The sequence below is a fragment of the Pseudoxanthobacter sp. M-2 genome (genome assembly GCF_046156265.1).
Taxonomy (GTDB): Bacteria; Pseudomonadota; Alphaproteobacteria; order Rhizobiales; family Segnochrobactraceae; genus CAMDHY01.
The window spans coordinates 225263-237019 of sequence record NZ_JAWDIR010000011.1 but is presented as its reverse complement, the minus strand read 5'-3'; the positions used below and the strand labels follow the sequence as shown (position 1 = coordinate 237019).

General features: G+C 69.3%; 12 protein-coding genes and 1 pseudogene. 9 read left to right on the top strand and 4 right to left on the bottom strand.

The genetic code is table 11. The annotated features are described in order from the left end of the window. Positions 1-402 precede the first annotated feature (402 nt). The 4 genes and pseudogenes from pstA to phoB form a co-directional block, all read left to right on the top strand. Positions 403-1218 (top strand): annotated as a pseudogene (gene pstA, locus RUR49_RS06150) (phosphate ABC transporter permease PstA); the annotation flags it as partial. 44 nt (positions 1219-1262) lie between these two features. Beyond that, positions 1263-2087 (top strand): phosphate ABC transporter ATP-binding protein PstB, encoded by an 825-nt coding sequence (pstB, locus tag RUR49_RS06145; protein WP_409145490.1) that lies wholly within the window; start codon positions 1263-1265, stop codon positions 2085-2087. Positions 2088-2127: 40 nt separating this feature from the next. Beyond that, the gene (gene phoU, locus RUR49_RS06140) at positions 2128-2844 is read left to right on the top strand and encodes a phosphate signaling complex protein PhoU (RefSeq protein WP_409145489.1); all 717 of its coding nucleotides are present in this window, start codon (positions 2128-2130) and stop codon (positions 2842-2844) included. 38 nt (positions 2845-2882) lie between these two features. Then, a complete protein-coding gene (phoB, locus tag RUR49_RS06135) occupies positions 2883-3587 on the top strand; it encodes a phosphate regulon transcriptional regulator PhoB (RefSeq protein ID WP_409146340.1) in 705 nt (234 codons plus the stop codon). A gap of 114 nt (positions 3588-3701) precedes the next feature. On the opposite strand, the gene RUR49_RS06130 is transcribed toward phoB, so the two are convergent. Then, positions 3702-4124: a DUF2852 domain-containing protein gene (locus RUR49_RS06130; protein ID WP_409145488.1), complete on the bottom strand. Its 423-nt coding sequence runs from the start codon at positions 4122-4124 to the stop codon at positions 3702-3704. A 130-nt stretch (positions 4125-4254) separates the two neighbouring features. Continuing rightward, complete coding sequence (phaZ, locus tag RUR49_RS06125) at positions 4255-6099, bottom strand: polyhydroxyalkanoate depolymerase (protein ID WP_409146339.1); 1845 nt, start codon at positions 6097-6099, stop codon at positions 4255-4257. A gap of 331 nt (positions 6100-6430) precedes the next feature. Between phaZ and RUR49_RS06120 the strand changes: the two genes are divergently transcribed. Then, positions 6431-7831 (top strand): ActS/PrrB/RegB family redox-sensitive histidine kinase, encoded by a 1401-nt coding sequence (locus tag RUR49_RS06120; protein ID WP_409145487.1) that lies wholly within the window; start codon positions 6431-6433, stop codon positions 7829-7831. A 36-nt stretch (positions 7832-7867) separates the two neighbouring features. After that, positions 7868-8440: an ActR/PrrA/RegA family redox response regulator transcription factor gene (locus RUR49_RS06115; protein WP_409145486.1), complete on the top strand. Its 573-nt coding sequence runs from the start codon at positions 7868-7870 to the stop codon at positions 8438-8440. Positions 8441-8836: 396 nt separating this feature from the next. On the opposite strand, the gene RUR49_RS06110 is transcribed toward RUR49_RS06115, so the two are convergent. After that, a complete protein-coding gene (locus RUR49_RS06110) occupies positions 8837-9415 on the bottom strand; it encodes a T6SS immunity protein Tdi1 domain-containing protein (protein ID WP_409145485.1) in 579 nt (192 codons plus the stop codon). Between the two features lie 173 nt (positions 9416-9588). Continuing rightward, positions 9589-9957: a tudor domain-containing protein gene (locus RUR49_RS06105; protein ID WP_409145484.1), complete on the bottom strand. Its 369-nt coding sequence runs from the start codon at positions 9955-9957 to the stop codon at positions 9589-9591. Between the two features lie 178 nt (positions 9958-10135). Here RUR49_RS06105 and RUR49_RS06100 point away from each other — a divergent pair, with 178 nt between their 5' ends. Genes RUR49_RS06100 through RUR49_RS06090 form a run of 3 tightly spaced genes read left to right on the top strand, consistent with a single transcriptional unit; the run spans position 10136 to position 11737 of the window. Beyond that, a complete protein-coding gene (locus tag RUR49_RS06100) occupies positions 10136-10717 on the top strand; it encodes a YqaA family protein (RefSeq protein ID WP_409145483.1) in 582 nt (193 codons plus the stop codon). Positions 10718-10745: 28 nt separating this feature from the next. Beyond that, entirely contained in the window at positions 10746-11303 is a 558-nt protein-coding gene (locus tag RUR49_RS06095) for a disulfide bond formation protein B (RefSeq protein WP_409145482.1), read from the top strand. Next, on the top strand, positions 11300-11737 hold the full coding sequence (locus RUR49_RS06090; protein WP_409145481.1) for a metallopeptidase family protein: 438 nt from the start codon (positions 11300-11302) through the stop codon (positions 11735-11737). The genes RUR49_RS06095 and RUR49_RS06090 overlap by 4 nt, the downstream gene beginning before the upstream one ends. Positions 11738-11757: the final 20 nt, after the last annotated feature.

Sequence of the window (11757 nt, the reverse complement as noted above, 5' to 3'; positions counted from 1 at the left end):
GACCAGGCGGCGGTGCTGCGGCGGGAGCGAGAGCGCCTGCGCGTCATCGACCAGACCAACGCCGCCGATCTCGTCGCCGCCCGCGAGCAGCTCACCGCAGCGCGCGCCAGCGGTGCCGGTGTGGCCGCCCTCGAGGGCGCCGTCACCAAGTTCGAATCCGACGAGGCCAGCCTGCGCAACTCGATCGACGGCCTGTCGGCCCGCATTGCCGACCTGGAAGGCCGCTTCGACACCGCCGGCAGCGCCGAGACGCTGGACGCGACGGCGCCGAGCGTGCTCGTCGAGATCAACGGCGGTGTCATCAAGGCGACCGAGATCGGCAACGACCGCATCACCGGCGAGGTGCTGATCCCGCTCACCTCCACCGACGGCGCCCAGCCCGGCACGTGGCGGACGCTGGTGCTCGACACCCCGGAAGCGAACCGCAAGCTTTCCGACCAGGAGATCGCCTGGCTGCAGCGCCTCGAGGAGAACGGCCTCGTCTCCGAGCGCTTCAACTTCCTGTTCTTCTCCACCGGCGACAGCCGCGAGGCGGAGCTCGCCGGCATCCTCGGCGCCCTGGTCGGCTCCGCCTACACGATGCTGGTGACGCTGATCATCTGCCTGCCGATCGGCGTCGCCTCGGCGATCTATCTCGAGGAGTTCGCCCCGAAGAACCGCTGGACCGAACTCATCGAGGTCAACATCAACAACCTCGCCGCCGTGCCGTCGATCGTCTTCGGTCTGCTCGGCCTCGCCGTCTTCCTCAACTTCTTCGGCCTGCCACGCTCCTCGCCCCTGGTCGGCGGCCTCGTGCTCGCCCTCCTGGTGCTGCCGACGATCATCATCGCCAGCCGCGCGGCGTTGAAGGCGGTGCCGCCGTCGATCCGCGAGGCGGCGCTCGGCGTCGGCGCCTCGCACCAGCAGGCGGTCTTCCACCACGTGCTGCCGCTCGCCATGCCCGGCGTGCTCACCGGCACGATCATCGGCATGGCGCATGCTCTCGGTGAGACCGCGCCGCTGCTGCTCATCGGCATGATCGCCTTCATCGTCGACGTGCCGGAGGGGGTCACCCAAGCCGCCACCGTGCTGCCGGTGCAGATCTTCCTGTGGTCCGACCTGCCGGAGATCGGCTTCCAGGCGAAGACCTCCGCCGCCATCATCGTCCTCCTGCTGTTCCTCTTCCTGATGAACGGCATCGCCATCATCCTGCGCAAGCGCTTCGAGCGCCGCTGGTAACCCTTCAGGGCGCGCGCGCCCGCAGTCTCAGGAGCTCTCCTCCCATGGAAGCCATGGTTGCCGACGCCCGGACGAGCAGCACCATCCGGTCTGTGCCGTCCGAAGGCTTCAAGCCCGCCAAGGTCGTCACCCAGGACGTCAACGTCTACTACGGCCAGAAGCAGGCCCTGAAGCATGTGACGATCGACATTCCGGAGCGCTCGGTGACGGCGTTCATCGGCCCGTCCGGCTGCGGCAAGTCGACGTTCCTGCGCTGCTTCAACCGCATGAACGACACCATCGCCTCGGCCCGGGTGACCGGCAAGATCGCCATCGACGGCCTCGATATCTACGATCCGAGCCTCGACGTCGTGCAGTTGCGCGCCCGCGTCGGCATGGTGTTCCAGAAGCCGAACCCGTTCCCGAAGTCGATCTACGAGAACGTCGCCTACGGCCCGCGCATCCACGGCATCGCCGCCTCGAAGTCCGAGCTCGACGACATCGTCGCCTCGAGCCTGCGCAAGGCGGGCCTGTTCGAGGAGGTGAAGGACCGGCTGAACGAGTCCGGCACCGGCCTGTCGGGCGGCCAGCAGCAGCGCCTCTGCATCGCCCGCGCCATCGCGGTGGGCCCCGAGGTGATCCTGATGGACGAGCCCTGCTCGGCCCTCGACCCGATCGCCACCGCCCGCATCGAGGAACTGATCGACGAACTGCGTGAGAACTTCACCATCGTCATCGTCACCCACTCGATGCAGCAGGCGGCACGCGTCTCGCAGAAGACGGCCTTCTTCCACCTCGGCGATCTCGTCGAGGAGGGGCCGACCGACATGATCTTCACCAATCCGAAGGAACGGCGCACCCAGGACTACATCACGGGCCGCTTCGGCTGAGCCGGCGGCGCACGGGTCCGGGCGCGGGGAGTAAACAGATATGTCCGAGCACATCGTTGCAGCCTATGACGACGAGCTCACCGGCATCGCCGGCACCATCGCCGAGATGGGCGGGCTCGCCGAGCGCATGCTCGTCGATGCCGTGACCGCGCTGGTGCGGGTCGATACCCACCTCGCCCAGTCGGTGATCGCCACCGACCTGCGCCTCGACGCCCTGCAGCGGCGGGTCGAGGAGGAGACCATCAGCCTGATCGCGCGCCGCCAGCCGATGGCCCGCGACCTGCGCGACGTCGTCACCGCGCTGCGCGTCTCCATCGACATGGAGCGCATCGGCGACCTCGCCAAGAACATCGCCAAGCGCGTCGCCGCCATCGACGGCCACTTCCACCCGAAGCGGCTCGCCCTCGGCGTCGAGCACATCTCCGAGATCGCGCTCGAGCAGGTGAAGGCCGTCATCGACGCCTACACCGGCAAGGACGCCGCCTCCGCGCTCGCCATCCGCGACCGCGACAACGAGATCGACCAGATGTACACCTCGCTGTTCCGCGAGCTCCTCACCTACATGATGGAGGATCCGCGCAACATCACCTTCTGCACGCACCTGCTCTTCTGCGCGAAGAACATCGAGCGCATCGGTGACCACGCCACCAACATCGCCGAGAACGTCTACTACCAGGTGACCGGGCAGCAGCTCGCCGACGATCGTCCGAAGCTCGACGAATCGAGCCTGACGCCCGCCGACTTCGGTACGCGATGACCGCCCACCCCCGATTGGACCGACGCAGCATGGCGGCGATGCCGAAGGTGATGATCGTCGAGGATGAGGAGCCGCTGACGCTGCTGCTCCGCTACAACCTCGAATCCGAGGGCTTCGCGGTCGAGACCTGCGACCGCGGCGACGAGGCCGAGGTGCGCCTGATGGAGGTGCAGCCCGACCTCCTGCTGCTCGACTGGATGCTGCCCGGCCTGTCCGGCATCGAGCTCTGCCGGCGCCTGCGCGCCCGCGAGGAGACGGCGCGGCTGCCGATCATCATGCTGACGGCGCGCGGCGAGGAGGCCGAGCGCATCCGCGGCCTCGCCACCGGTGCCGACGACTACGTGGTGAAGCCGTTCTCCGTCGCCGAACTGATGGCCCGCGTCCGCGCCATGCTGCGGCGGGCGAAGCCCGAGGTGGTCAGCACGGTGCTGAAGGGCGGCGACATCGAGGTCGACCGCGAGACCCACCGCGTCCGCCGCGCTGGCCGCGAGATCCACCTCGGCCCGACCGAGTTCCGCCTGCTCGAGTTCCTGATGCAGTCGCCCGGCCGCGTGTTCTCGCGCGAGCAGCTCCTCGACGGCGTCTGGGGCCACGACGTCTATGTCGACGAGCGCACCGTCGACGTCCACATCGGCCGGCTGCGCAAGGCGGTCAACCGCGGCAAGTCGAAGGACCCGATCCGCACCGTCCGCGGCTCCGGCTACGCCTTCGACGACCAGTTCGCCGCCGCCGCCGTCCGCTGAGGGCCGTCCGCCCGCCTCCCCCGCCTTAAGCCGCGGCGAAATGCAAACGGGGCGCCCCATGGGGCGCCCCGCGTCGTTTTCGTCCGGTGTCGTTCGACCTGGGTGTGCGCCTGATCAGGCCGCGCCGCCCTCGCGCTCACGCCGATCGCGATCGGACATGAAGCGGTCGAACTCTTCCTTGTCCTTCGCCCGGCGCAGCTCCGCGAGGTAGCTGTCGAACTCCGCGCGCATCTCGTCGAGCTTGCGGCGCTCGGCCTCGATCCGCTCGATCTCGCGCTTGCGATACTCGTCGAAGGCGACGTTACCGGTGGCCGAGAAGCTGGTTGCGGCGGTGCGCATCGAGCGGGAGCCCGCGCAGCCCCAACCATTCGCCCGGAAGCTCTCGCCGGCATCGCTCGCCATCCTGTGCAGGCGATCGCCCCACAAGATGTAGGCCAGCATGGCGAATCCGAGCGGCCAGAACACGATGAACCCGAGCACCATCAAGCCGATGGTGAGCGGCGTCCAACCCGGCCGGAGTGCAAGAGTGTTGGTCATGGTCTCTGTGGTCCTCCTCACGAATACAGGCAAGGATTTGGGAAGGCCACGGCTCCTCTACAAGAGGAGCGACCATCGAAATCGGACGCGCGGGGTAGCCGCGTGTCCGCCTCGCAGGGACGGCGCGGCCTCAGGCGCCGCCGGCGAGCGCCTTCGCCTGGCCGATCCAGTCGTCGCGCCGGATGCGGCCGGGGAACGACAGCTTGGCATCGAGTTCCTCGGCCGCCTTGGCGCTCAGCGCCGACAGCTGCGAGAAGTGGAAGATGCCGAGCCCGTGCAGCGTCTCGGCGAGCTTGGCGCCGATGCCGCGAATGCGGGTGAGGTCGTCCGGGTTTCCGGCCGGCTTCTTCAGCACGATCTCCGACAGCGTCGCCGCCTTCACCGCACGAGGCTTCGCTGCCGCGGCCTTGGCAGGCTTGGCGGCGGCCGCTTTGGCAGCGGCAGGCTTGGCGGCGGCCCTGGCAGCGGGCTCGGCGGCTGGCTTGGCGGGCGCGGCCTTGGCCGTCTCCGCCTTCGGTGAGGCCTTCACCGGCGATGGCTTGCGCTCCGCGCCCCGGGTCGTCGCGACCTTTGCACCGTTGGCCGTCGCACCGTTGGGCATTGCACCGTTGGGCTTCGCACCGTTGGCCGCCGCACCATGGGCCTTCGCGCCGTTCGCCTCGGCGACGGACGCTCTCGCCGGCGCGGTCCCGGTCGACGGAGCCTTGCTCGACGGCGGCTTCGGCGCCTCGGCACTCGCCGGCGCTGCCTGGACAACCTTGGCCGGCGACGCCCGCCGCGGCCGCCGATCATGCGTCCAGACGAAGTCGGAGATCCGCGGTGCGATCTCGGAACGGAAGCGCGAGCCGTTGAAGACGCCGTAGTGGCCGACGCCCATCTGCAGATAGTGGTAGCGCTTGTCGTCGGGCAGGTTCACCGCCAGCCGGTGCGCAGCCTCGGTCTGGCCGACGCCGGAGATGTCGTCGCGCTCGCCCTCGATGGTCAAGAGCGCCGTCCGGCGGATCGCCGACGGATCGACGCGCCGGCCCCGATGCATGAACTCGCCCTTCGGCAGCGCCTGGCGGACGAACACCTTGTCGACCGTGTCGAGGTAGAACTCGGCGGTGAGGTCCATCACCGCGAGATACTCGTCGTAGAAATCACGGTGCTTGCCGGCCGAATCGCCGTCGCCCTGCACCAGATGGTCGTAGAACTCGCGGTGCGCGAGGAGGTGGCGATCGAGGTTCATCCCCATGAACCCGCCGAGTTGCAGGAAGCCCGGGTAGACCCGGCGCAGGAAGCCCGGCAGCGGCCACGGCACCATCATCACGGCGTGCCGCTCGAACCACTCGAGCCCGCGCTCCTGCGCCATCGTGTTGACGGCGGTGGGGTTGGCGCGCGTGTCGATCGGCCCGCCCATCAGCACCATCGAGGACGGCGCGAGCGGATCGTTCGCCTCCTCCATCAGCGCCACCGCGGCGAACACCGGCACCGCCGGCTGGCACACCGCCATCACGTGCACGTCCGGCCCGAGGTGGTGGATCATCGCGATGACGTAGTCGATGTAGTCGTCGAGGTCGAAGCGACCGGCCGCGAGCGGCACCTGGCGGGCGTCCACCCAGTCGGTGATGTAGACCTCGTGGCGCGGCAGCATCGCCTCCACCGTGCCGCGCAGAAGCGTGGCGTAGTGGCCCGACATCGGCGCGACGATCAGGAGCTTCGGGTGGCGCCGCGACGGATCGGGCAGCACCCGCTCGAAGTGGACGAGATTGCAGAACGGCCGCGACCAGACGATCTCCTCGTGCACGGGCACGCGGACGCCGCCAACCTGGGTGCTGTCGAGGCCGAACTCCGGCTTGGCGTAGCGTCGCGTCGCCCGCTCGAACACCTCGCACGCCGCGGTCACGCTGCGCCCGAAGACGGTGTGGCTGAGCGGATTGAGCGGGTTCTTGAACGACAGCCGCGTGGCGTCCGCCGCGGCGCGCATCGGCGTCATCGCGGCGTGGTTCATCTCATAGAGCTGATAGTACACGCAGGGTTACCCCGCCTTGCCCGTCGCCGACGGTGGTCTCCGTCGCGCATATTGCAACGCAAAACCATAGGCCCCGGTTTCGCTTGCATCAAGCTGGCTTCGGCGCGGGGCTCGAAAACTGGCCGAAAGTCTGACGCCAGACCTGCGGCGCGCGCCACGTCGCGACCTGCTAACGCAAAGCCGACAAAGGAGAATCTTCGCAGCGCAGCAAGCGCGGGCCGTTGCACGGTCCGCCGGCGCCGCATTCGCCCGCCGCCTGTGGATACTGTATCTGTCGGCGGCCGGAGACCCGCCCATGTCGCTTCCCCTCGATCGTTCGCCGCCGTTCGGACGCCGCAGCGTCCGTCTCGACACGCTGATCCGCCTGCGCTGGCTCGCCGTCGCCGGCCAGACGGCGGCCGTCGTCTCCGTCGCCTTCGGCCTCGACTTTCCGGTGCAGATGGGCTGGTGCCTCGCGCTGATCGCGGTCTCGGCCTGGCTCAACCTGATCTTGCGCCTGCGCTACCCGCCGAGCCGGCGCTTCACCGCCCAGGTCACCGCGGTCCTGCTCGGCTACGACATCCTGCAGCTCGCCGCCCTGCTCTATCTGACGGGTGGCCTGCAGAACCCCTTCGCCTTCCTGCTGATCGCCCCGGTGATGATCTCGGCCACCGCCCTGCCGCCGCGCAAGACGCTGGCGCTCGGCGCGCTCGTGGTCATCGTCGCCACCCTGCTCGTCTTCTTCCACCAGCCGCTCCCCTGGTGGCCCGACGAGACACTGAGGATGCCCCTCCTCTACGTCGCCGGCGTCTGGGTGGCGCTGACCTCGAGCCTCGTGTTCATGAGCGTCTACGCCTTCCGCGTCTCCGAGGAGGCACGCCAGCTCGCCGATGCGCTCACCGCCACCGAGCTCGTGCTCGCCCGCGAGCAGCACCTGAACGCCCTCGACGGCATGGCGGCGGCCGCCGCCCACGAGCTCGGCACGCCGCTCGCCACCATCGCGCTCGTCGCCCGCGAGCTCGAGCGCGAGCTCGAGCCGGACGATCCGCGCGCCGAGGACGTCCACCTGCTGTCGACCCAGTCCGAGCGCTGCCGCGACATCCTCCGCAAGCTCACCTCGCTCGGCAACGATCCGGAAAGCCCGCTCGACCGCATGGCGGTAACGCAGCTCCTCGAGGAGATCGCCTCGCCGCACCGCGACTTCGGCGTCGCCATCGGCATCGAGCGCGCCGCCGGCATGCGCGGCGAACCGACCGTCACCCGCAATCCCGCCATCCTCTATGGCCTCGGAAACCTCGTCGAGAACGCCGTCGACTACGCCGAAACGGCCGTCGACATCACCGCCGAATGGACCGACGACACCATCGTCGTGACGGTGCGCGACGACGGGCCTGGCTTTGCGGTGGAGATCATCGAGCGCCTCGGCGACCCCTACGTCACCACCCGCGCCTCGCGGCCCGCCGGCGCCCGCGAGGAGACCGACGCCAGCGAGGCCGGCGGCCTCGGCCTCGGCTTCTTCATCGCCAAGACGCTGCTCGAGCGCACCGGCGCCAGCCTGTCGCTGACCAACCGCCCGTCGCCCGCGCATGGGGCCGTCGTGCGCGTCGCCTGGCCCCGCGACGCCATCGAAGTCGAGCGCACTGCGCGGCCGGACGGCGAGACCGCAAGAAGACTCGGCGTCGCAGGCGCTTCCCCCGGCGGGATCGACACCCTATAACGTCGGCAAATATTCGACGGGACGAAGGATCGAGTGATGGAGACGGCCGCCCCTGCCCCGAAGGCGGTCGGCGAGACGGCGACCGGCGCAGGCCGGCTGCTCATCGTCGACGACGACAAGGCGTTCGTGCAGCGACTGGCACGGGCGATGGAGAAGCGGGGCTTCGAGACGGACATCGCCGAATCGGTGGCCGAAGCGATCGCCAAGGTCGACGCCTCGCCCCCGGACTATGCCGTGGTCGACATGCGGCTCGGCGACGGCAACGGCCTCGACGTCGTCGAGCGCCTGCGCGAGCGGCGGCCGGAGGTGAAGATCATCGTGCTGACCGGCTACGGCAACATCGCCACCGCCGTCACCGCGGTGAAGCTCGGCGCCATCGACTACATCGCCAAGCCCGCCGACGCCGACGAGATCGTCGCGGCGCTGAACCGCGACCCGCACGACAAGGCGCTGCCGCCGGAAAACCCGATGTCGGCCGACCGGGTCCGCTGGGAGCACATCCAGCGCGTCTACGAGCTCTGCGACCGCAACGTCTCGGAGACCGCCCGGCGCCTGAACATGCACCGCCGCACCCTGCAGCGCATCCTGGCCAAACGCGCCCCGCGGTGAGGAGCGCGAGGGCGCGCCGAGGTAAGGGAACGGCGAGGCCGTTCTCTGCGGGTTTCTGCTGCCGGCTGCTGGTCTCTACTGCCGGCAGTCCGTCGGTAGAACTGCGCGACGCGCCTGAGGCTGCTGTCGCAAACCCTCCCGTCGCACACCCCTCCGCAGTCATTCCCGGCGTTGTGCCGGGAACCCATCCCTCTCCCGGCCTCGGCGCCGGTGATTTGGCCGGCGTTGCATGGGTTCCCGGCACAAGGCCGGGAATGACCCGAGATAGGGGGCCCCGCACGGCCCCCTCACCGCGACCGGCAGCGTCCCGTAACCGTCCGCTCGCGCGAGCCGTCGTCGTAGGCGATCGTTAGGTTGCCGGCGTTGCAGCCCATCGGCCGGCGCAAGCACTTCCCGCTAGTCGACTCCCCGGATTCCCGCGACCTCATCACCGGGGCTCATCTCGCTCACTTGCCTGTGGATTTGGCTGGCGACAGCCATCTGCGCCACGAGCGGCAGCTTCACCATGTTGGCTACGGAGATTTCTCCGCCCAGGACTGGCGGGATCTGAAAAGAGTAACATTCCCCCGGCTGCAAAGTTAACCCCGCCCTTCGCGCGCCGACCATTAGGCCCGTCAAGAACCACTCGTCCCGGAAATCCTTTTCGAGCATCAATATATCGAATGCGCCCATGTCAGGCGCGATCATCGACACTTCCGCATCCAGGGAAGGCGATAACAGCTTGATGCCCCCGGCCTTGTCTTCAAATACGATGTCGCCCAACGCCGAAGCAGCAATGATTGTGGTTTGATCCGGAAGCAGCCAAGCCCAAGCTTCGACGGCACGGGCAACATCGCTTGCGCTGGCGTCGAGGAAGATGATGTCCCCCTCCGGGTAGCCTGAACGGTCAAGCAGCCGGACGGCAGGAGCTATCCGATCCTCTGCGTCACAGGGCTGCCTGGGCGGGAGGAGCCTTTCTAGCCAGCGCTTGAGCATCTCGCCTTCCGGTGTCCCGCGTCTCGCCCTGCTGCCCCGCGCTACGCGCCCCAGTCGACGAGGCGTGCCCGCGACGGCATCTTCGCGGACTCAGCTATCGCGTTCCCGACAAGGACCACCCATGATGAGACGGATGGGGAGGGCAGCGTAGCCGTGGCCACCACCCCCGCCCCTCACCGCGACCGGCAGCGCCCCGTCACCGTGCGCTCGCGCGAGCCGTCGTCGTAGGCGACCGTCAGGTTGCCACCGTTGAGCTTGACGATGTTGCCGCGATACCAGGTGCCGCCGCCCTTCCAGTCGCACTCGACGCGGGTGCCGATCGACCAGTCGTAGCGCTTCACGAGCTTGCGCGGCAGCGTCTCGCGCGTGCCGTCGTCGTACTTGATGGTGACCTGACCGCCGCCGGCCTGCTGGACGACGCCGGGGAACCAGAACTTGCCACCCTGCCACCGCCCGAGCACCCAGTCGCCGCGGTCGAGGGCAAGCGCCGGCGTCGCCAGCACCAGTCCGAGCAGCAATCCCATCACGATGCGCTTGATCATAAAATCCCCCTGAATCAGCCGGCGCGCACCGTGATGCTTCGGCGGGCGCGGGTCAAATCACGGCCGCGCGCTCCGGCGGGCGCCGACCAGTGCCCGCACCCGGCCGCGCCGCGTGGACAAGGCTGGTCCCGCTCGTCTAGACAGGCGCGCCTGGGGCCGGGGGCTCGCGGAGAATCGGATGCTGCGCCGCCTCTACGACTGGACGATGAGCTTCGCCGGCCACCGTCATGCCAAGGCCGCCCTCGGCGTCATCTCGTTCTCCGAGAGCTCGTTCTTCCCGATCCCGCCCGACGTGCTGCTGATCCCGATGGTGCTCGCCGACCGGGCACGCGCCTGGGCGCTCGCCGCCTGGTGCACGATCACCTCCGTCCTCGGCGGCATGCTCGGCTACCTGATCGGCTATCTGCTCTATGATTCCGTCGGCACCTGGCTGATCGAGCTCTACGGCTATGGCGGCGAGGTCGAGGCGTTCCGCCACGCCTATGCCGAGTGGGGCGCCTGGATCATCCTCATCAAGGGCCTGACGCCGATCCCCTACAAGGTGGTCACGATCACGTCCGGATTTGCCGGCTACGACTTCCTGGCGTTCGTGGCGCTGTCGATCATCACGCGTGGGGCGCGCTTCTTCCTCGAGGCGGCGCTGCTGCGCCGCTACGGCGAGCCGATCCGCGCCTTCATCGAGCGGCGCCTGAAGCTCGTCACCACGATCGTCGCCCTGGTGCTGATCGGCGGCCTCGTGGCGGCGCGCTACCTGTTCTGAGGCCCCTTCGGGCCCGCGGAGGACACCGATGTCGACCACCCTCGCCGGCGAGAGCGCCCCCCGCGCCCGCTCCGGCCGCGCCGTGCCGGTGCTGGCCGGGGCGCTCGCCCTCGCCCTCGGCGTCGTCACCATTGCCACCGCCTGGGGCTTCCAGCTCATCGGCGGCTATGCCCCGTGTGCGCTCTGCCTCGAGCAGCGCGTGCCCTATTATGTCGGCCTGCCGCTGATCGCCGCCGGCCTGATCGCCCACCGCCTCGGTGCGCGCCTATCGGTGCTTCGCATCGCGCTGGTGCTCGCCGCTGGCGTCTTCGCCTACGGGCTGGCGCTCGGCGTCTACCAGGCCGGCGCCGAGTGGGCGTTCTGGCCCGGCCCGACGGACTGCGGCGGCGGCGTCGCCACCACCACGAGCGCCGGCAACCTGCTCGCCCAGATCCAGTCGACGAAGCTCGTCAGCTGCACCGAGGCCTCGTGGCGGATGTTCGGGCTGTCCTTCGCCGGCTGGAACGCCGTCGCCTCGGCAGCCCTCGTCCTCCTCACCCTCGCCGGCGCCTTCGTCGGCCTGCAGCGCCGGAGTGCCGCACAATGAGCATCCGCGTGCCGCGCGTGCCGGGCACCGCCTTCGCCTGGAGCGAACGCCTGGCGCCGGGTCTCGACGACCTCGCGGCGCTGGCCGCCGAGGCCTTCGCCGCGCTGCCGGAGGACTTCCGGCGGCTCGCCGGCGACATCACCTTCCGCGTCGACGAGTTTCCCGACGCCGAGGCGCTGGAGGCGGTCGGTCTCGAGAGCGAGTTCGACCTCCTCGGCCTGTTCGTCGGCGTCGGCATGGCCCACGACGCCGCCGTGCTGCCGACGGGGCGGATGCCCAACCACATCTGGCTCTACCGCCGCCCCATCCTCGACTACTGGGCGGAGCACGAGGAGACGCTGGGCGCCATCGTCACCCACGTCCTCGTCCACGAGATCGGCCACCATTTCGGCCTGTCGGACGACGACATGGAGGCGATCGAGGCGGGCGACTGAACCACCCGCCTCGTTGGCAA